This window comes from Streptomyces antarcticus (assembly GCF_026627255.1).
Taxonomy (GTDB): Bacteria; Actinomycetota; Actinomycetes; order Streptomycetales; family Streptomycetaceae; genus Streptomyces; species Streptomyces antarcticus.
On record NZ_JAPNLM010000001.1, the window covers coordinates 704,246 to 724,056 of the forward strand.

Below are 19,811 nucleotides of genomic sequence, written 5' to 3' on the forward strand. Positions count from 1 at the left end.
GGCAAAGCATAATGAACACGACTGCCACACCGGAAGGCGCACGGGAGTTCACCGCACACAGCGTCGGCGGCGGACTGGCTCTGCTGCTGAGCCTGGCGGGCCTGATCGCGGGGGCGGGAATGATCGTGGGCGGCGCCTTGGCGGCGGCCGCCGCCGCCAAGGCGGCGCTCATAACGGGCGGCATCCTGCTGATCCTCGCCTCGTTCATCGCGATGACGGGCCTGAACACCATCTCGCCCGGCCAGGCCCGCGTGGTCCAGCTGTTCGGCCGCTACCGGGGCACGATCCGCACGGACGGGCTGCGCTGGGTCAACCCGCTCACCTCGCGCAGGATGATCTCCACGCGGGCCCGCAACCACGAGACGCCCGTCCTGAAGGTCAATGACGCGTACGGCAACCCGATCGAGCTCGCGGCGGTCGTGGTGTGGCGGGTCGAGGACACCGCGCGGGCCGTCTTCGAGGTGGAGGACTTCACCGAGTTCGTCGAGACCCAGACCGAGGCCGCCGTCCGGCACATCGCGATCGAGTACCCCTACGACGCCCACGACGAGGACGGCCTGTCGCTGCGCGGGAACGCCGAGGAGATCACCGAGAAGCTGGCGATCGAGCTGCACGCCCGCGTGGAGGCGGCCGGCGTGCACATCATCGAGTCCCGCTTCACGCACCTCGCGTACGCCCCCGAGATCGCCTCCGCGATGCTCCAGCGCCAGCAGGCCGGCGCGGTCGTGGCGGCCCGCAAGCAGATCGTGGAAGGGGCGGTGGGCATGGTCGAACTGGCCCTGACCCGGCTGCAGGAGGAGGACATCGTGGAACTGGACGCGGAGCGCAAGGCCGCCATGGTCTCCAACCTGATGGTGATCCTCTGTGGGGACCGCGCCGCCCAGCCCGTGATCAACGCGGGCACCCTCTACCAGTGAACCCGCCCGGCAGCACGCCACCGCCGTCCGACGACCCGCTGCCCGGGGTGGGGCCTGGGCCGGGGCCCGGGCGGCCGCCCGCGGGCCGGCAGGCGCGCAAGCAGGTGCTGCTGCGCCTCGACCCGCAGGTGTACGACGCGCTGGCCCGCTGGGCGGGCGACGAGCTGCGCAGCGCGAACGCCCAGATCGAGTTCCTCCTGCGCCGCGCCCTCACCGAGGCCGGCCGCCTCCCGCCGGGCCCGGGCCCCCTCCCCCGCCGCGGCCGCCCGCCGAAGTCCGGCTCCGGCCCGGCCGGCGGCTGAGGGGCGTACGTGCGAGGTGGCCCGCGTCCGGGGATGCGTACGTAACCCCGGACGGGTGTCGGCGCCCCGTACCGGATCGTGACGAACACCCTGAACTGCGAGGGAGGGCCATTTCCGGCCAGCTATACACCCCGCGTATACATCGAAGGTATACACCCCGTGTATAGTCCTCGGCATGTCCATCGGTCACACCTTGCTCGGCCTCCTGGAGGCCGGCCCGCGCCACGGCTACGACCTCAAGCGCGCCTTCGACGAAAAGTTCGGCCACGACCGCCCCCTCGCCTACGGGCAGGTCTACTCGACCATGTCCCGCCTCCTGAAGAACGGCCTCGTCGAGGTCGACGGGATAGAGAGCGGCGGCGGTCCCGACCGCAAGCGGTACGCCATCACCGGCGCCGGAGTCACCGACGTCGAGGCCTGGCTCGCCCAGCCCGAGAAGCCCGAGCCGTACCTCCACTCGACCCTCTACACCAAGGTCGTCCTCGCCCTGCTCACCGGCCGCAGCGCCGCCGGGCTTCTGGACACCCAGCGCGCGGAACACCTGCGCCTGATGCGCATCCTCACCCAGCGCAAGCGCAAGGGCGACCTCGCCGATCAGCTGGTCTGCGACCACGCCCTGTTCCACCTCGAAGCGGACCTGCGGTGGCTGGAACTCACCGCCGCCCGCCTGGACCAGCTCTCCCGGGAGGTACGCCGATGACCCCGGCCGGCTCGCTCCTCGCCGCCACGGACCTGCGGAAGGCGTACGGGCCCACCGCCGCTCTCGACGGCGCCGAGTTCTCCATCCACCCCGGCGAGGTCGTCGCCGTCATGGGCCCCTCGGGCTCGGGCAAGTCGACCCTGCTGCACTGCCTCGCCGGCATCGTCACACCCGACTCCGGCTCCATCACGTACGCGGGCCACGAGCTGTCCGCCATGAGCGACGGCCGGCGCAGCGCCCTGCGCCGCAGTGAGTTCGGCTTCGTGTTCCAGTTCGGCCAGCTCGTACCGGAGCTCACCTGCGTCGAGAACGTCGCCCTCCCGCTCCGCCTGGCCGGCGTCAAGCGCAAGGAGGCCGAGTCCGCCGCCCTGCACTGGATGGAGCGGCTCCAGGTCGAGGACGTCGGGGCCAAGCGCCCCGGCGAGGTCTCCGGCGGCCAGGGCCAGCGCGTCGCCGTGGCCCGCGCCCTGGTCACCCGGCCCCGGGTGATCTTCGCCGACGAGCCCACCGGCGCCCTGGACTCCCTCAACGGCGAGCTCGTCATGCAACTGCTGACCGAGGCCGCCCGCTCCGCCAACGCCGCCGTCGTCCTCGTCACGCACGAGACCCGTGTGGCCGCCTACTCCGACCGCGAGATCGTCGTACGCGACGGCAAGTCCCGCGACATGGAGCGGATCGTATGAACACGCTCCGCACCTGGGCCCGCGACCTCGCCCTCGGCGTCCGCTTCGCGTTCGGCGGCGGCCGCGAGGGCTGGACCCGCACCACCCTCACCGGTACGGGCGTCGGCCTCGGCGTCGCACTGCTGCTCCTGACCACCGCGCTGCCCGGGGCGCTCGCCGCCCGCAACGAGCGCGGCGACGCCCGCTCCACGCTGACCGCGCCCACCGCCGACGGGCCGCGCACCGACAGCCTGCTCGTCGCGAACGGCGACACGACGTACCGCGGCCTGGACATCGGCGGCTCCCTGGTCCTCGCCGAGGGGCCGCAGGCACCGGTCCCGCCGGGCCTGGAGCGGATCCCCGGCGTCGGCGAACTGGCCGTCTCCCCCGCCCTGGACGCACTGATGCGCTCGGCGGACGGCAAGCTGCTGCGCGAGCGCCTCGACGGCAGGATCACCCAGGTCATCGCCGACGCCGGCCTGGTCGGCCCGGGCGAGCTCGTCTTCTACCTGGGCAGCGACAAGCTGGCGAAGACCGACCCCGCCGACCACCGCGTCCAGCGGGTCACCGGCTTCGCCAACACCATGCAGGCGCCGAAGCTCGACCCGGTGCAGATGCTGCTGATCGTGCTGACGTTCGTCGCCCTCCTCACGCCCGTCGCCGTGTTCATCGCCGCCGCCGTCCGCTTCGGCGGGGAGCGGCGCGACCGGCGGCTCGCCGCGCTGCGGCTCGTGGGCGCCGACGGCCCCATGGTCCGCCGGATCGCCGCCGGCGAGGCTCTGGCCGGTTCCCTGCTCGGGCTGGTGCTCGGGGCCGGCTTCTTCGTGGTCGGCCGCCGGCTGGTCGGAACGCTCACCGTCGAACAGCGCAGCGTCTTCCCGGCCGACCTCGACCCGACACTGTGGCTGGCCGCACTGGTCGCCGTGGCGGTGCCCGCCGCGGCCGTCGCCGTGACCCTGTTCGCCCTGCGCGGCGTCGTCATCGAGCCCCTCGGCGTGGTCCGGACCGCCAAGCCGCGCAAGCGGCGCGTCTGGTGGCGGCTGCTGCTGCCCCTCGGCGGACTGGCCCTGCTCGTCCCGCTGATGGGCCGCGGCAACGGGAGCGGCTACTTCAACGAGTGGCAGGTCACCGGCGGGGTCGTGCTGCTCCTCGTCGGGGTCACCGCCCTGCTGCCCCTGCTGCTGGAACGGTTCGTCGGGCGGCTGTCCGGCGGCCCGGTCTCCTGGCAGCTGGCCGTACGCCACCTCCAGGTGGGCAGCGGGGCCGCCGCCCGCCTGGTCAACGGCATCGCGGTCGCCGTCGCCGGAGCCATCGCCCTCCAGATGCTGTTCAGCGGCGTCGAGGGCACCTACACGAAGGACACCGGCGAGGACCCGGCCCGGGCCTCGGTCTCGATCCTGATGCACAGCGGCACCGAGTCCCGGGCGAACGCCCTCGCCCAGGAGATCTCCGGTACGCGGGGCATCTCCAAGACCGTGCCGCTGACCACCTTCGACGCCGCGCATCAGATCCCCGCGGCGGACCGGCGGATCCCCGTCACGGCCGGTACCTGCGAGGCGCTGCACGAGGTGGCGGTGCTCGACTCCTGCGCGGACGGCGACGCGTTCGTCCTGACCGGCTCGCCCTCCCGGGACACCGGCGCGTACGGGACCACGGCCAAGCCGGGCGACCGGCTCTACGCCGGCAACGTCCTGGGCTACGACGACGGGACCCCGGACGCCGAGAAGGCCGTCACGTGGACCCTCCCAGCCGCCGCCCGCACCGTCGCCAGCCGTGAGGACCCCGCCGGCCAGCTGCGCACGGGCCTGCTGGTGACCCCGGCCGCGGCGCCGAAGGGCGTGCAGGCGGCCCAGTCCGCGCAGATCTTCGTCCAGCTCGACGACTCCGTGCCGGACGCCCTGGACCAGGTCCGCACGGCCGCGTTCAAGGCGGACCCGTTCGCCACCGCGATGACCCTGAAGTCGACCCGGCAGGCCGGTCCGTACTCCACGATCCGCGTCGGGCTGTTCTTCGGCGCGGTCGGGGTGCTCGTCCTGATCGGCGCGAGCCTGCTGGTCTCGCAGCTGGAGCAATTGCGCGAGCGCCGCAAGCTGCTGTCCTCCCTCGTCGCCTTCGGCACCAAGCGCTCCACCCTGAGCCTGTCGGTGCTCTGGCAGACGGCCCTGCCGGTCGGGCTCGGCCTCGGCCTGGCGGCGGTGGTGGGCATCGGCCTCGGCGCGGTGCTGGTGCGGATGGCGGGCCGGCCCGTCCAGGTGGACTGGGCCTCGGTGGCTGGCATGACCGGCGCCGGCGCGGGCGTGGTCGTCCTGGTGACCCTGCTCAGCCTGCCGCCGCTGCTGCGCCTGATGCGCCCGGACGGCCTCCGGACGGAGTGAGCCCCGGGGGGCCGGGCCGGTCCCCCCGCCCCGGGGGCCGCTACCCGTCGGTGGGCCAGACGGGGAGCGGGCGTACGGCTTCGCGCAGTGCGGCGGCGATGGCCCGGAACTCCTCCTGCCGCGCGGTGCCGGTGCGCATGGCCAGCGCGATCCGCCGTGAGGGGGCCGGCTCGGCGAAGCAGCCGGTGGCCAGGTACTCGTTGCGGGCGGTCTCCAGCCGCAGCGCTGTCCGCGGCAGCAGCGTCACGCCCAGTCCCCCGGCGACCAGTTGTACGAGCGTGGACAGTCCGGCCGCGGTGGTCGTGACGTCCGCGCCCGCCGTGCGCCCCGCCTCGCGGCAGATGTCCAGGGCCTGGTCCCGCAGGCAGTGCCCTTCGTCGAGCAACAGCAGCTGGAGTCCCCGCAGTTCCTCGCGCGGGATGTCCCGGCGCCCGGCCAGCGGGTGCTCCCGGGGCGCGAGGAGGACGAAGTCCTCGTCGAACAGCGGCAGTTCGGTGACTCCGGGCACCCCGAGCGGGACCGCCAGCAGCAGCAGGTCGAGGCGTCCGCCGGCCAGCCCCTCCAGCAGCGTGGCGGTCTGCTCCTCGTGCACCTGGAGGTCCATCCGCGGGTAGCGCCGGTGGAACAGCCCGAGCACGGTGGGCAGCAGGTACGGCGCGACCGTGGGGATCACCCCGAGCCGCAGCACCCCGGTGAAGGGGGCCCGTACGGCCTCGGCCTCCTCCAGCAGCCCGCCCACGGCGTCGAGCACGACGCGGGCCCGGGCGGCGATCCGCTCGCCGGCCGGGGACAGCAGCACCTTGCGGGTGGTCCGCTCCAGCAGCTGCACCCCGAGGGTCTCCTCCAGCGCGGAGACGGATCCGGAGAGCGCGGGCTGGCTCATTCCGATGGCCGCGGCCGCGTCCCGGAAGTGCAGGTGCTCGGCGACCGCCGCGAAGGCGCGCAGTTGCGCCAAAGTCGGCTGTTTCACTCCCCTGTTACCGATAGCCACTGATAGGCACCTCCGATCACTCAACACAAGAGTAGCAATTTCCGTAATCAATGCAGCTGTGTCAGCATGTGAGATCCGTCCAACCCCCTGGGAATGCCCCCAAAATGGGTCACTTCCCGATGCGCAAGGAGAGCACGTGCTCACTGTCGGCGACAAGTTCCCCACCTACGATCTGACCGCTTGCGTCTCGCTCGAGGCCGGCAGCGAGTTCGCCCAGATCGACCACAAGACCTATGAGGGCAAGTGGCGCGTGGTGTTCTTCTGGCCGAAGGACTTCACCTTCGTCTGCCCGACCGAGATCGCCGCCTTCGGCAAGCTGAACGAGGAGTTCCTCGACCGCGACGCCCAGGTCCTCGGCGTCTCCGGCGACTCCGAGTTCGTCCACCACGCCTGGCGCAAGGACCACGCCGACCTGCGTGACCTGCCCTTCCCGATGCTGGCCGACTCCAAGCACGAGCTCATGCAGGCCTGTGGCGTCCAGGGCGAGGACGGCTTCGCCCAGCGCGCCGTCTTCATCGTCGACCAGAACAACGAGATCCAGTTCACGATGGTGACCGCCGGTTCCGTGGGCCGTAACCCCAAGGAGGTCCTGCGGGTCCTCGACGCCCTGCAGACCGACGAGCTGTGCCCCTGCAACTGGAACAAGGGCGAGGGCACCCTCGACGCCGGCTCGCTGCTGGCCGGTGAGTGACGGATGTCCCTCGACGCCCTCAAGTCCGCCGTACCGGACTTCGCCAAGGACCTGAAGCTGAACCTCGGTTCGGTCATCGGCAACAGCGGCCTCCCCGCCCAGCAGCTGTGGGGCACGGTCCTGGCCTGCGCGATCGCCGCCCGCTCCCCGCGGGTCCTGCGTGAGCTGGAGCCGGAGGCGAAGGCGAACCTGTCGCCGGAGGCGTACACCGCCGCCAAGTCCGCCGCCGCGATCATGGCGATGAACAACGTCTTCTACCGCACCCGCCACCTGCTCTCCGACCCGGAGTACGGCACGCTGCGGGCGGGCCTGCGGATGAACGTCATCGGCAACCCGGGCGTGGAGAAGGTCGACTTCGAGCTGTGGTCGCTCGCCGTCTCCGCGATCAACGGCTGCGGCCAGTGCCTGGACTCGCACGAGCAGGTCCTGCGCAAGGCCGGCGTCGACCGCGAGACGGTCCAGGAGGCCTTCAAGATCGCCTCGGTGATCCAGGCCGTCGCGGTCACCCTCGACGGGGAGGCGGCGCTGGCCGCCGCCACCGCCGAGTAGGCCCGCACCACGCGGTCCCGCACCACGTGAGGGCCCCGCCGCCGATCCCGGCAGCGGGGCCCTCCGCGCGTGTTCGCCCCTTCGCGCGTGTTCGCCCCTCCGGCGCGGCCGTCAGTCCTTCAGTACGGCCATCAGCGCCCGGACGTCCTCGATCACGGCCGCCTTGATCGCGTCCTCGTCCGGCGGGGCGTCGTCCGGCCCGGTCGACCACTGCACCGAGAGGGTGAACACGGCCCCGCCGTCCAGTACGTGGAGCTGTGGCTCCTGGTCCCCGACGGAGTCGGTGATCAGGGCCCGCTCGCCGAGTCCCGCCACCTCCTCGTGCCGCACGGCCCCGCGCCGCAGGTGCGGGGTGAGCCCCGGTCCGGCGGCGAACTCCGCTTCGGGGTCGGCCTTCTTGTGCAGCTCCACGAGGAGCTCGGCCCCGTAGACCAACTCCTCGGCGGCGGAGTCCGCCGCGGAGGACACGTAGGAGCAGTACGCCCAGTCGGCCGCGGGGCTCTCGCCCAGACTCGGCGACGTCGGTCCGATACGGCCTGCGGTCCGCGCCAGGGCGGACAACGGCGCCTCCCGGCACAGGTCTTGGCTGATGCAGTACGCCGTCGGCGGTGGCTCCTCGCCGTCACGGTCCTCCAGGCCCACGAGGACACCGCCCCACACCGCCGAGGCGGCCACCGCCCCGCCCAGCGCCCACCACCACGGCCGGCCCCTTACGGACCCGGCCGCGGCGCCCTCGTCCGGTCCGGCGGCGGCCGACCCGGCCGCGCCCGGCCCGCGGCCGCCGCCGCCATCCCACTCTGTGTCGATCTCCGGCTCCGATATCACCGGTCTCCGCCCGCGGTCGTCATGTGCGCAGCGCCGCCATCAGCGCCCGCATGTCTTTGATCATCGCCGCCTCAAGGACCTTCCGTTCGGGCCGCGGGCCGCTCCTCGCCCGGCCGGCCTCACCGCCCTCACCGGCCTCACCGGCCTGCGGGGCGTCCGGGTCCGGCCCGGTGCGGATCCAGGCCAGCCGGAGGTTGAAGACGGCGCCCCCGTCGCGGACCCTCAGGTAGAGGTCGTCGGACCCCTCGCGGCTGCCGGCTATCAGCGCCTGTTCCCCGAGGCCGCGCACCGGCTCCCAGCCCGCCTCCCCTTCCTGGGAGTCGAGCATCAGGTCAAACCGGCCGCCGACCTCGAACTCGGCGGCCGGGTCGGTCTTCTTGTGGAGCTCGACCTCGGCTTCCAGGAAATAGCCGTCCGAATCGCTGGAGTTGTTGTCGGAGAGGGTGCACCACGCCCAGTCGACGGCCTCGTGGCGGCTCTCCCCGTGCGGGCCCGTCGAGCTCGGCTGGTCGGGCAGGACCGGTTTCAGGGCGTCCGCCGCGAACCGCTCGCACAGGTTGTCCGGGGCGCGGTAGCCGATCTCGGGCCGGGTCAGCCGGTCCCCGAAGGCGTAGAGGCCGGCCGTCCACAGCACGGAGGTGGCCACCGCGGTCGCCGCGACCCACCGCCACGGCCGCCCCGGCCCCCGTCCGGGCGGCGGGGCCGGTTCCGCCACCTCGGCCGGTCGCGCGGACTCCCATTCCCCGTCGAGCTCGGGCTCGCTGATCATTCCCCGCCCCCCTGCTCCTGCTGGGCCGTCTCTTTCGGAGACGGCCTAGGCCCGGGCATCCGCCGGGTCGTCCGGTTCCCGCTCCACGGCCGTCGCCCCGTGCGGCGCGGGCCCCACGGGCGCCGCGCCGCCCAGCTGCTGTTCGCGCGAGTACGCCCTCAGGTACCCGACCGCCGTGTTGGTGACGGCGACCAGCGGTACGGCGACCACGGCCCCGCCGATGCCCGCGATCAGCCCGCCGGCCGCGACCGAGAGCACCACCGCGAGGGGGTGCACCCGTACGGCACGGCCGAGGATGAAGGGCTGGAGCACGTGGCCCTCGATCTGCTGCACCGCCAGGACCACGAGGAGGACCATGGCCGCGATGAACGGCCCCTGGGTCACCAGCGCCACGACCACCGCGAGGGCGCCGGAGATGACCGCGCCGACGAGCGGGATGAAGGCGAACAGGAAGATGAAGACGGCGAGCGGTACGGCCATCGTCACGTCGAGGAAGTACAGCCCGAGGCCGATGAAGATGGCGTCGATGAGCGCGACGAGGACGGTGCCGCGGACGTACGCGGTCAGCGTGCGCCAGGCGCGCGGGCCGGCGCCGGCCACACCGGGGCGGGCCGGAGCGGGGACGAGGCCCAGCGCCCAGGTCCAGATCCGCTTGCCGTCGTAGAGCAGGAAGAGCGTCGAGAACATCGCGAGCAGCATGCCGGTCAGGACCTCGACGAGCACCGTCACGCCCTGCAGCCCGGCGGTGGTGATCTCCTCGGTGTTGGTGCCGATGGTCTCGCTGAGGTTCTTCGCGATGTCGTTGATCTGCTTCTCGGTCACGTGGAACGGACTGTCCAGTGCCCAGAGCTTGAGTTCGTTGATGCCGTCGCGGACCCGGTCGGAGAGGTCGTCGAGGTTGTCCATCACCTGCCAGACCACGAACCAGCCGACGAGCCCGATGACGACGAAGCCGAGGATCGCGGTGACGGCGGTGGCCAGGCCCCGGGGCAGGCCGAGGCGGCGCAGCCGGACCACGAAGGGCTGGAGCATCGCCGTGACGAGGAGGGCCGCGGCGAAGGCCAGGACGACCAGCCGGACTTCGCTGATCACCTTCATCAGCACCCAGAGCATCCCGGCGAGGAGCAGCAGCCGCCAGCTGACCTCGGCGGCGACCCGTACGCCCCACGGGACCACGGTCACCGGGTCGGGGCGTTCGGGGGCGGACCGCGTGACGGCGTGCCCGTGCGCCTCGGTCCGGGGCGGGGCGGACGCGGCGGAGCGCGGCAGGTCGCCCCGGGTTTCGGCCTCCACCTCGGCGCGCCGCTCGTCGAGCGCCGCCTCCATCCGGTTCAGCCTGTTCCCGAGCCGGCCGAGCCAGCCTGCCCACTTCGACATGTCGTTCCTCTCCCCGCCCCACTGGTCACAGACATCCGACCGTACACGCGGGAAGCCCCGCACCGTCGGACGGTGCGGGGCTTCCCGGGACTGGGTGGGGCTCGGTGGCCGCGCCTAGTACCAGCCGTTCGCCTGGTGGAAGGTCCAGGCCTGGCAGGGGCCGCCGTAGCGGTCCTCCATGTAGTTCAGGCCCCACTTGATCTGCGTGGCGGGGTTGGTGCGCCAGTCGGCACCGGCCGAGGCCATCTTCGAGCCCGGGAGCGCCTGGACCAGACCGTAGGCGCCCGAGGACGAGTTGACGGCCTTGTAGTTCCAGGTGGATTCCTGGTTGATGATCTTCGAGAAGCACTGGAACTGGTTCGCCGGGACCATCTGCTGCGCGATGGCCTTGACCTGGGCGACCGTGTACGAGCTCTGCGGCGCGAAGTCGCCGGCGTCGCGGGCGGCGGAGCGGCTGGCGACCTGCTCCTTCTCCTCGCGTTCCTTCTTCTCCCTGGCCTCGGCTTCGGCCTTCGCCTTCGCCGCCTTCTCCGCCTCGGCCTTCTCCGCTTCCGCCTTCTTGGTCTTGGCGGTCTCGGCGGCCTGGATCCGCGCCGATTCCTCGGCCGAGCGCTTGGCGTCGGTGTCGGCGGCGTGGACGATGGCGTCGGCCTGCTGCGTCAGGGACGCGCTCTGGACCTGTGCCTGGTCGCCGACCGGGATGTCTGTGAGGAGAGTCGCGCCCGACGCGGTCGTCTCGAGATCGTTCGTGGTGGGGTCGCCTGCGGCAACTCCCACGACTGCGCCCACGGTGGTGACCGCGGTGGCCGAAGCCACTGCGAACCCCCGGACCGAGATCCGACTCACATGATGTCCTTCCAGCAGCGTCCGCAGGACCGGGCGGGCGCAAGAGTGCCCCTCGACACTGGCCTCCGTGGTGCATCGGTCGCTGGAGACGCTGGCCCGTGGGCAACTCCCCTGCGGGGGCTGCCATGTGGATCCGGGCGGCATACGGCATCGAATGTGGAGTTGTGGTGCTGCGCGTACCTCACGGGAGATACAGGTGTGCCGTATGCGGGGCCTGACGGAAACCAGACTCTGCCGGACCGCGGCGGCGCAGGGCAATTCTCCACTGCGTGGGAAAGGTCACACCTGGCATGTCACCGTTGTTTTGGCCAAAGGGCTGTGCAGCGCGACGCCGCCCGGCTAGGCTCCTCGGCCTTTGCCGGGCGGCGTCAACTCGCCTTCCCGCTATGGGGTTTTTGACCCTTTCGGTCGCCCTCCGGGGTCAGAGGGTCTCGAGCATCTCGGTGACCAGCGCAGCGATCGGGGACCGCTCGGAACGAGTCAGCGTGATGTGCGCGAAGAGCGGATGCCCCTTCAGCTTCTCGACCACGGCGACCACTCCGTCGTACCGGCCGACCCTGAGGTTGTCCCGCTGGGCCACGTCGTGGGTCAGAACCACCCGCGAATTGGCCCCGATCCGGGACAGGACGGTCAGCAGGACGTTGCGCTCCAGCGACTGCGCCTCGTCCACGATCACGAACGCGTCGTGCAGCGAGCGGCCGCGGATGTGCGTGAGCGGCAGGACCTCCAGCATCCCCCGGTTCAGCACCTCCTCGATGACCTCGCGCCCGGCCACGGCCGAGAGGGTGTCGAAGACCGCCTGGGCCCAGGGGCTCATCTTCTCGGACGCGTCCCCGGGCAGGTAGCCGAGCTCCTGCCCGCCGACCGCGTACAGCGGCCGGAAGACCATCACCTTCTGATGCTGCCTCCGTTCCAGCACGGCCTCCAGGCCCGCGCACAGCGCCAGTGCCGACTTGCCGGTGCCGGCCCGGCCGCCCATCGAGAGGATCCCGATCTCCGGGTCGAGGAGCAGGTCGAGCGCGATCCGCTGCTCGGCGCTGCGGCCGTGCAGCCCGAAGGCCTCGCGGTCGCCCCGTACGAGCTTCACGTTCCCGTCCGCCGTGACGCGGCCCAGCGCCTTGCCGCGCTCGGACTGGAGGACCAGCCCCGTGTGCACGGGCATGTCCGCCGCCTCGGGGACGTAGAGCCGCTCCTCCGAGAAGAGGAGGTCCACCTGCTCCCCGGACAGGGCGAGCTCGCTCATCCCCGTCCAGCCGGCATCGGTGATCGCGAGCTCCGCGCGGTACTCCTCGGCGATCAGCCCCACCGAGGAGGCCTTGATGCGCAGCGGGAGATCCTTCGACACGACCGTGACGTCGAACCCCTCGGCCTGGAGGTTGCGGGCGACGGCGAGGATCCGCGAGTCGTTGTCCCCCAACCGGAAGCCGGCGGGCAGGACGCTCGGGTCGGAGTGGTTGAGCTCGACACGCAGGGTGCCGCCCAGATCGCCCAGCGGGATGGGAGCGTCGAGACGTCCGTACCGGACCCGGAAGTCGTCGAGCAGGCGGAGGGCCTGGCGCGCGAAGTAGCCGAGTTCGGGATGGTGCCTCTTTGCCTCCAGCTCGGTGATCACCACGATCGGGAGCACGACCTCGTGCTCGTCGAAGCGGGAGATCGCGTTGGGGTCTGCCAGCAGGACGCTGGTGTCGAGGACATAGGTGCGCCTGTCGGGCAGGCGGCGCTTCGTGCTGGTCACCACGGAAGGACGTACCCCCTCGGAAGAGGTCGGGCCATGAAGACCGGACCGGTCATCGGCACCCATGCCAGGGCCGATTTCCGGCCCTCCCGTCCGACCGTGCGAACCGCACGCGCGTCCTGGTGCAAAGGGCCTCCCGGGCGGACGACCCCATGCCGTCCGCTGAGACTCGACACCCGTGGATCGGGCATCGACCTGGAAGGGATATTCCCCGAACAAGCCAGGCCATGCCATGGCATATGACGGACGCTCGGTGAATCCCTGGTGAAGGCTTCGCGGGAAGGGCGTGTCGGGGCCGGGAATGCGCCGAGGGGGTGTCGGCCATCCCGGTTACATCAGGTCCCGTACCGCCGGTGACGGGCGGCGTAGTCGCGCAGGGCCCGGAGGAAGTCGACCTTGCGGAAGGCCGGCCAGAAGACCTCGCAGAAGTAGTACTCCGAATGCGCGCTCTGCCAGAGCATGAATCCGGACAGCCGCTGCTCGCCGCTGGTGCGGATCACGAGGTCCGGGTCGGGCTGGCCGCGCGTGTAGAGGTGCTCGGCGATGTGGTCGATGTCCAGGATCTCGGCGAGCTGCTCGAAGGAGGTGCCCTTCTGCGCGTGCTCCAGGAGCAGCGAGCGGACCGCGTCGGCGATCTCCTGGCGGCCGCCGTAGCCGACGGCGACGTTGACCGTTATGCCGTTGACGTCGTGGGTGGCCTGCTCGGCCTCCTTGAGGACCGTCTGGGTCTGGCCGGGCAGGATGTCCAGGTTGCCGACGTGGTGGACGCGCCAGCGGCCGTCCGCGGCGAGGCCCCGCACGGTGTTCTCGATGATGTTGAGCAGCGGGCGGAGCTCGACCTCCGGCCGGTCCAGGTTGTCCGTGGAGAGCATCCACAGGGTGACGACCTCGACGTCCGTCTCCGTGCACCAGCCGAGCATCTCGGAGATCTTGTCGGCTCCGGCCTGGTGGCCCTGCTCCGTCGTGCCTCCGGACGCCTTCGCCCAGCGCCTGTTCCCGTCCAGGATGACGCCGATGTGCTTGGGCGCCGCGTCATGGTCGAGTCGGCCTTCCACCCGGCGTGCGTAGAGCCTGTACACCAGGTCGCGCAGCTTCACGATCTTCCAGCCCCTCCGTGCAATGCCCCCGTGCGAATTGCGGTCCCCCGAGTGCGCCACATTACTGCGAGGTGGGGAGGGGTACCCAACTCGGCCTGTCACAACTCCGTGATAGGGAGGACAACGTGACTGATACCAATCCCTATCGGGCAGAGCCCTCTCGCTACGACTCCATGGAGTACCGGCGCACCGGCCACAGCGGCCTCAAGCTCCCCGCGATCTCCCTCGGCCTCTGGCACAACTTCGGTGACGACAAGTCCCTGGAGTCCCAGCGGGCGATCCTGCGCCGGGCCTTCGACCTCGGCGTCACCCACTTCGACCTGGCGAACAACTACGGCCCGCCGCCCGGCTCGGCCGAGCTGAACTTCGGCAAGATCTTCGCGCAGGACTTCGCGTCCCTCCGCGAGGAGCTGGTGCTGTCGACCAAGGCCGGCTACCTGATGCACGCCGGCCCGTACGGCGAGTGGGGCAGCCGCAAGTACCTGCTCGGCTCGCTCGACGCCTCGCTGAAGCGGATGGGCGTCGACTACGTGGACGTCTTCTACTCGCACCGCTTCGACCCGGAGACCCCCCTCGAAGAGACCATGGGCGCCCTGGCGTCCGCGGTCCGGCAGGGCAAGGCGCTGTACGTCGGCGTGTCCTCGTACACCGCGGAGCAGACGGCCGAGGCGGCCCGGATCCTGCGCGACATGGGCGTGCGGCCGCTGATCCACCAGCCCTCGTACTCCATGATCAACCGCTGGACGGAGGAGGACGGGCTGCTGGACACCCTGGAGGAGGCCGGCATGGGCTGCATCTCCTTCGCGCCGCTCGCGCAGGGGCTGCTGACCGGCAAGTACCTGAAGGACATCCCGGAGGGCTCGCGGGCCACGCAGGGCAAGTCCCTCAACCCGGACCTGCTCTCCGACGACGTGGTGCGCCGGCTGAACGGCCTGAACGACATCGCGGCGCGGCGCGGCCAGTCGCTGGCGCAGCTGGCGCTGACGTGGGTGCTCCGCGACGAGCGCATGACCTCGGCCCTGATCGGGGCTTCGAGCGTGCGGCAGCTGGAGGAGAACGTGGCCGCACTGGCCGGGGCCCCGCTCTCGGACGCGGAGCTCAAGGAGATCGATTCCTTCGCGGTGTCCACCCCCGGCGCCAACATCTGGGCCCAGCGCGGCTGACCTGCGTTTTCGCCGGCGGCCGGGCCCTGGGGCGCGGAGAACAAAAAACGGGCCGGTCCGTGGGGGGGGATACGGACCGGCCCGAGGGGGGGGTTCCACCATAACCCTTCGTAAAGCGTGATGCGTGCATCACCGCGCCGTGACTACGCTCCGAAACCACCCAGCAGCAATCCGGTGAGAGCTCCGGCCGCCATGAAGGGCCCGAACGCGAAACCCTGCTTGCGGGTCGCGGAGCCCCGCAGGACAAGGGCGAGGCCGTACAGGGCCCCGTAGAGGAAGCCCAGGAAGGCCCCGGCGGCCCATACCCCCCACCCGTACCACCCAAGAGCGACCCCCAGGGAGAGCGCCAGCTTGACGTCGCCGAAGCCCATGCCGGCGGGGTTGATCAGGAAGAGCACGAGGTACGCCCCCGCGAGCGCGGCCCCGCCCAGCAGCGCGAGCCGCCAGGAGCCCGCGGCGCCGGGCAGCGCGGCGGCCGCCCCGAGCAGGGCCGCGGCGGCGGCGGCGAGCGGCAGGGTCAGTACGTCGGGCAGCCGGTGCACGGCCCGGTCGACCAGGGCGAGCAGCAGGACGGCGGGCGCGAGCCCGACGAACGCCCACGCCTCGGGCCGCCACCCGACGGCGGCCCCCACCACGGCGCACACGACCCCGCCCAGCACCCCGAGCGCAACCCCCCGCCGCCCGTACCGGTGCGGTACGGCGACTGCGGCCCCGACCCCGACCCCGGGCAGGACGGACGGCGCCTCCCCGGACGGGACGGCGGAACCGGGCCCGGGCGGGACGGCGGCTCCCGGCCCGGGCGGGAGGCCGTAGCCGGGCGGGACGGCGGCTCCCGGCCCGGGCGGGAGGCCGTAGCCGGGCGGGACGGCGGCTCCCGGCCCGGGCGCCGCGGGTGCCGCCGACGTCCCCGCCGGTTCTCCGGCCCGGCGGCGGCGCGGGGCGCAGCGGGCCGGGCCGAGCCAGCCGGCCAGCGGGTGCCCCTCCGGGCAGCGGTCCCGCCAGGGCTCCCCCGGCGCGACGGACAACCGGTACGCGGCGCGCGGCAGCAGCAGCCCGGCGACCAGCCCGTACGCGGCGGCAAGCACGATCACGACCACACCCATCCGCCGAACGGTAGGCCCGCCCGCCCCACCCCCGCCAGGGGGCACCTCACCCGGCCCCGGCGGCACGTCTCCAGCCCCGGCGGCCCACCTCCAGCCCCGCCGGCGTTTGAGGCGCGGGGTCCGGGGCGGAGCCCCGGCAACGGCCCCGCACCCGCACCCGCACCCGCACCCGCGTACGGGACCGCACCACCGAACGGGACCGCGACCGCTTAGGGTGCCGCCATGGCGACTTGGTACGACGGCCCGGCCACCCTCCGGGTCGCAGACGTGGTGGTCCCCCTGGAGATCGCCGCCTCCTACCGGGCCCGCACCCGCGGCCTGCTCGGGCGGGACGGCATCGAGGGGGCCCTGCTGCTGACTCCGGCGGCGAGCGTGCACACGTTCCGGATGCGGTTCCCGATCGACGTGGCCCACCTCGACCGGAAGCTGCGCGTGCTCGCCGTCGTCACGATGCGCCCCGGCCGCCTCGGGCTGCCCCGGCTCCGCTCCCGGCACGTCCTGGAGGCGGCGGCGGGCGCGATGGCGGGCTGGGGGCTGACGGCCGGTACCACCGTGAACGTGGACGTACCCGGGCGTCTCACGCCCGGCTAGGCGGTGCACTCCCGCGGCGGTAGGTTGGGGCGGTTGAGCTGGGGTGGCAGGGGAGCGGCATGACGGAGAACGCGCGCATCAAGGCGCTGGAGCAGATCATGCCGGCGACGCACGGCGCCGACGAGGACATCGACTGGCCGGCGGCCGAGGCGGTGTGGGGTACCCGGTTCCCGGCGGACTTCATCGCCTTCATGGGCCGCTTCGGCGCGGGCTCCATCAACGGCGAGGCCAGCATCCTGCTGCCGCTGCCCAAGCCCGGACTCCAATGGGATACGGCCCAGATGGCCGAGGAGACCGACAACGCCCGGCAGGTCTGGGAGGCTGAGGGCGGCCGGTCCGCCTTCGACGTGGACCCGGAGGCGATCGTCGCCTGGGGCGTCACGGGCGGGTCCGACATCCTGTGCTGGCTCACGTCCGACCCCGACCCGAACCAGTGGCCGGTCCTGGTGTGTGGGCGGCACACGGCCGACTCCTTCGCGGTGTACCCGTACGGCATGGCCGAATTCCTCTACCGGCTCTGCTCGGACGAGTTCGACGTGAGCCCCGTCAGCATCACCTTCTGGGACGGCGGGCACCTCAGCTTCGTGCACTGGCGCAAGGCGCAGCGCCGGTGGCAGGAGGGCCGCAACCCGGAGACCGGCGAGCCCGACCCGTACGCGGGCGAGTTCGCCGACTGACCGGCGCCGAGGCGAACCCTCGCGCCACCGCGCCACCGCGCCACCGCGCCACCGCGCCACCGCGCTCACTGCGCCCACCGAGCCCGTTCCGTGACCGAAAACGGGCTTTTCGGCATGTCTACGCGCGTCCGAATTGTTGATCACATATCGGAAAACACCAGCCGGAAAAGCCCCACTTGGAGCATTGACCACAAAGACGCCCCCAATGGAATCAACCACCCCTCCCTCAGGAGAGAATTCCGGCCAACGGGCCACGGAGGGACACCTCGACCCGGAGTAACTCATAAGTAGTAACGCGATCCAAAAGAAAACCAGGGGAATACACCCGTGCGACGAAAAATCTTCGGCGCGGCCGCCACCACGGTCGTGCTCGGTCTGCTGATACCCATGGCCGGATGCGGACTGTCCGACGACGGCGACGGTGACGGCGGAACGCTGCGCCTGGTGGCCGCCGAGTACGGCGACACTCCGGCCACGAGTTCCAAGGCCTTCTGGGACAAGGTGACGGAGGATTTCACCGCCGCCAACCCCGGCATCAAGGTCGAGGTGAAGCTCCTGCCGTGGACCGACATCGACCGCGAGGTCTCCCGCATGGTCAAGGCCGGCAACGCGCCCGACCTGGCCCTCATGGGCGGATACTCGGACTTCGCGGCGCAGGGCAAGCTCTATTCCGCGGACGAGCTCCTCTCGGTCACCGCCGAGGCGAACTTCCTCCAGCCCCTCGCCGAGGCCGGTTCCGTCGGAAACACCCTCTACGGCCTGCCCTTCGTGGCGAGCAGCCGCCTGCTGTTCTACAACGAGGCGCTCTTCACCAAGGCCGGCGTCACCGCGCCCAAGACCTGGTCCGACCTCAAGGCCGCCGCCAAGGCGCTCAAGGACAAGGGCGTGAAGTACCCGTTCGCCCTGCCCCTGGGCCCCGAGGAGGCGCACGCGGAGGCGATGATCTGGGAGCTGAGCAACGGCGGCGGCTACGCCGACAGCAGCGGCAACTACAGCCTGGCCTCCGACCGGAACATCGAGACCTGGCAGTGGGTCAAGGACAACCTGGTCGCGCCGGGACTGGTCGGCCCCACCCCGCCCGCGCAGCTCAACCGCGCCGACGCCTTCGCCGCGTTCCTGCGCGGCGAGGCCGGCATGCTGAACGGCTACCCCTCCCTCGCCCACGAGGCGCGCGGCAAGGGCATCACCGTCGGCACCGTCGACATGCCGGTCTCGGACACGCTCGGCGCCGGCGAGAGCACGCCGGCCGTGGGCGTGGCCGACTGGATGATGGCGTTCAAGCAGAACGGCAATCGCGCGGAGATCGGCACGTTCCTGGACTTCGTGTACCAGGACAAGAACCTGTCGGACTTCGCGGACCGCTACCACCTGCTGCCGTCCACCGTCTCCGCCTCGCGCACCCCGGCCGGCGGCGGCCTCGCCACGAACGACCAGCTGTTCCTGACGGCGTTGCGCGGCGCCCAACTCTACCCGGTGAACGACCCGTCCTGGGTGAAGGTCAGCGACACCATCAAGCGCAACATCGGGCGGGCCGTGGAGCCGGCCGGCGACCCGAAGGCCGTGCTCGACGACATCGCCGCCCAGGCGAACGAGGCCGTCAAGAAGCGCTGAAGGGCCCCCTTGAGAAGGGACGTTCGCCCCGTGCCGCCCCCCACCCCGTGCGGCACGATGGCCAGTACGGCACTCGATCCGAGGCCGTCGGCCCAGTCGCCCGCCGAGCACCCACAAGGTGCGCGGGGCGGCCGGCCCCCGCCGCACCGGCCCCGTGCGGGCTCCGCTCAGCCCTGCTTGCCGTGGTCGGCCGAGAACGCGGTGCGGTACTCCTCGCAGCTGGAGTCCCAGCGCAGGGTGCCCGTCAGCGTCCCGTAGCCCGAGCGCGTGACCGACCACTCCACCGTGTACTCACCGGTGTCACAGGCGATCCGCCTGCTTCCCGCGATCTTCTTGCGGCCCGTCGCGGCGCTGCCCGTCAGCTCCTCGCGGACCTCCCCCGCCACGGCCCGCTTCGCGGTGCGCAGTACGGCGTGCACGACGATCGGGTGCTTACCCTCCTTGGTGGTCAGCGCCTTCTTGACCAGCGTCGAGTCCGACACCGACCAGGCGAACTCGTACGAGGGCTGCCACGCGAGGGTCTTGGGGTCGGCGACCTTCCGCTCCCATTCGGGCGCGCCTGACGGGCCGGGCTTGGTGGTCGTCTTGTACTGGACCCCCTGGTGGAATCGGAACTGCCCCTCCACCTTGTGCATCTCGTCTTTGGTCCACATCGACTTCATGGACTTCTCCCCGCCTGCGGGGTCCTGGAGGAACGCCGTCCCCTCCGCGGCGGTGGCCGCCTGGCCGAGGGCGGGGGCGAGGGCCGCGGCGGCTGCGGCGAGGGCGAGAGCGGCGATGCGGGTGCGCTTCATGCCGGGCCCAACGGGCCTCCGCGGCGGGCCGGAACG

20 protein-coding genes are annotated in these 19,811 nt (G+C 71.9%); 11 read left to right on the forward strand and 9 right to left on the reverse strand.

Going from position 1 to position 19,811, the window contains the following annotated elements:
• The first annotated feature begins 11 nt into the window (after positions 1 to 11).
• From OTB16_RS03220 to OTB16_RS03240, 5 genes are all read left to right on the forward strand, one after another.
• Positions 12 to 917: an SPFH domain-containing protein gene (locus tag OTB16_RS03220; protein WP_267718250.1), complete on the forward strand. Its 906-nt coding sequence runs from the start codon at positions 12 to 14 to the stop codon at positions 915 to 917.
• Positions 914 to 1,219 (forward strand): type II toxin-antitoxin system antitoxin, encoded by a 306-nt coding sequence (locus tag OTB16_RS03225; RefSeq protein ID WP_420717601.1) that lies wholly within the window; start codon positions 914 to 916, stop codon positions 1,217 to 1,219. The genes OTB16_RS03220 and OTB16_RS03225 overlap by 4 nt, the downstream gene beginning before the upstream one ends.
• A gap of 175 nt (positions 1,220 to 1,394) precedes the next feature.
• Positions 1,395 to 1,919 carry a PadR family transcriptional regulator gene (locus OTB16_RS03230; RefSeq protein ID WP_267718251.1) on the forward strand — a complete coding sequence of 175 codons (525 nt, stop codon included), beginning with the start codon at positions 1,395 to 1,397 and terminating at the stop codon, positions 1,917 to 1,919.
• Positions 1,916 to 2,602, forward strand: coding sequence for an ABC transporter ATP-binding protein (locus OTB16_RS03235; protein WP_267718252.1), 687 nt, complete (start codon positions 1,916 to 1,918; stop codon positions 2,600 to 2,602). The genes OTB16_RS03230 and OTB16_RS03235 overlap by 4 nt, the downstream gene beginning before the upstream one ends.
• On the forward strand, positions 2,599 to 4,956 hold the full coding sequence (locus OTB16_RS03240) for an ABC transporter permease (protein ID WP_267718253.1): 2,358 nt from the start codon (positions 2,599 to 2,601) through the stop codon (positions 4,954 to 4,956). The genes OTB16_RS03235 and OTB16_RS03240 overlap by 4 nt, the downstream gene beginning before the upstream one ends.
• A 40-nt stretch (positions 4,957 to 4,996) precedes the next feature.
• On the opposite strand, the gene OTB16_RS03245 is transcribed toward OTB16_RS03240, so the two are convergent.
• The gene (locus OTB16_RS03245; protein ID WP_267718254.1) at positions 4,997 to 5,947 is read right to left on the reverse strand and encodes a hydrogen peroxide-inducible genes activator; all 951 of its coding nucleotides are present in this window, start codon (positions 5,945 to 5,947) and stop codon (positions 4,997 to 4,999) included.
• Between the two features lie 136 nt (positions 5,948 to 6,083).
• On the opposite strand from OTB16_RS03245, the gene OTB16_RS03250 reads away from it, so the two are divergent.
• Both OTB16_RS03250 and OTB16_RS03255 read left to right on the forward strand, forming a co-directional pair.
• Positions 6,084 to 6,638: a peroxiredoxin gene (locus tag OTB16_RS03250; RefSeq protein ID WP_267718255.1), complete on the forward strand. Its 555-nt coding sequence runs from the start codon at positions 6,084 to 6,086 to the stop codon at positions 6,636 to 6,638.
• A gap of 3 nt (positions 6,639 to 6,641) precedes the next feature.
• A complete protein-coding gene (locus OTB16_RS03255) occupies positions 6,642 to 7,187 on the forward strand; it encodes an alkyl hydroperoxide reductase (RefSeq protein ID WP_267718256.1) in 546 nt (181 codons plus the stop codon).
• Between the two features lie 111 nt (positions 7,188 to 7,298).
• Here the strand turns inward: OTB16_RS03255 and OTB16_RS03260 are convergent, their stop codons facing one another.
• The 6 genes from OTB16_RS03260 to OTB16_RS03285 form a co-directional block, all read right to left on the reverse strand.
• A complete protein-coding gene (locus OTB16_RS03260; RefSeq protein ID WP_267718257.1) occupies positions 7,299 to 8,012 on the reverse strand; it encodes a hypothetical protein in 714 nt (237 codons plus the stop codon).
• A gap of 19 nt (positions 8,013 to 8,031) precedes the next feature.
• Positions 8,032 to 8,781 carry a hypothetical protein gene (locus tag OTB16_RS03265; RefSeq protein WP_267718258.1) on the reverse strand — a complete coding sequence of 250 codons (750 nt, stop codon included), beginning with the start codon at positions 8,779 to 8,781 and terminating at the stop codon, positions 8,032 to 8,034.
• Between the two features lie 45 nt (positions 8,782 to 8,826).
• Complete coding sequence (locus tag OTB16_RS03270) at positions 8,827 to 10,158, reverse strand: AI-2E family transporter (RefSeq protein WP_267718259.1); 1,332 nt, start codon at positions 10,156 to 10,158, stop codon at positions 8,827 to 8,829.
• Between the two features lie 114 nt (positions 10,159 to 10,272).
• Positions 10,273 to 11,004, reverse strand: a complete 732-nt coding sequence (locus OTB16_RS03275) for an aggregation-promoting factor C-terminal-like domain-containing protein (protein ID WP_476470155.1) — start codon at positions 11,002 to 11,004, stop codon at positions 10,273 to 10,275.
• 421 nt (positions 11,005 to 11,425) lie between these two features.
• Entirely contained in the window at positions 11,426 to 12,742 is a 1,317-nt protein-coding gene (locus OTB16_RS03280; RefSeq protein ID WP_267718260.1) for a PhoH family protein, read from the reverse strand.
• A gap of 332 nt (positions 12,743 to 13,074) precedes the next feature.
• Entirely contained in the window at positions 13,075 to 13,836 is a 762-nt protein-coding gene (locus OTB16_RS03285) for an isoprenyl transferase (RefSeq protein ID WP_267718261.1), read from the reverse strand.
• Between the two features lie 125 nt (positions 13,837 to 13,961).
• Between OTB16_RS03285 and mgrA the strand changes: the two genes are divergently transcribed.
• Positions 13,962 to 14,999: an L-glyceraldehyde 3-phosphate reductase gene (mgrA, locus tag OTB16_RS03290; protein WP_267718262.1), complete on the forward strand. Its 1,038-nt coding sequence runs from the start codon at positions 13,962 to 13,964 to the stop codon at positions 14,997 to 14,999.
• 143 nt (positions 15,000 to 15,142) lie between these two features.
• Here the strand turns inward: mgrA and OTB16_RS03295 are convergent, their stop codons facing one another.
• A complete protein-coding gene (locus OTB16_RS03295) occupies positions 15,143 to 16,102 on the reverse strand; it encodes a prepilin peptidase (RefSeq protein WP_267718263.1) in 960 nt (319 codons plus the stop codon).
• Between the two features lie 222 nt (positions 16,103 to 16,324).
• Between OTB16_RS03295 and OTB16_RS03300 the strand changes: the two genes are divergently transcribed.
• The 3 genes from OTB16_RS03300 (at position 16,325) to OTB16_RS03310 (ending at position 18,981) form a co-directional block, all read left to right on the forward strand.
• A complete protein-coding gene (locus tag OTB16_RS03300) occupies positions 16,325 to 16,693 on the forward strand; it encodes a DUF192 domain-containing protein (protein ID WP_267718264.1) in 369 nt (122 codons plus the stop codon).
• A 59-nt stretch (positions 16,694 to 16,752) separates the two neighbouring features.
• Entirely contained in the window at positions 16,753 to 17,370 is a 618-nt protein-coding gene (locus OTB16_RS03305; protein WP_267718265.1) for an SMI1/KNR4 family protein, read from the forward strand.
• Between the two features lie 327 nt (positions 17,371 to 17,697).
• A complete protein-coding gene (locus tag OTB16_RS03310) occupies positions 17,698 to 18,981 on the forward strand; it encodes an extracellular solute-binding protein (protein ID WP_476470156.1) in 1,284 nt (427 codons plus the stop codon).
• Positions 18,982 to 19,148: 167 nt separating this feature from the next.
• Here the strand turns inward: OTB16_RS03310 and OTB16_RS03315 are convergent, their stop codons facing one another.
• Positions 19,149 to 19,775, reverse strand: coding sequence for a hypothetical protein (locus OTB16_RS03315; RefSeq protein WP_267718266.1), 627 nt, complete (start codon positions 19,773 to 19,775; stop codon positions 19,149 to 19,151).
• Positions 19,776 to 19,811: the final 36 nt, after the last annotated feature.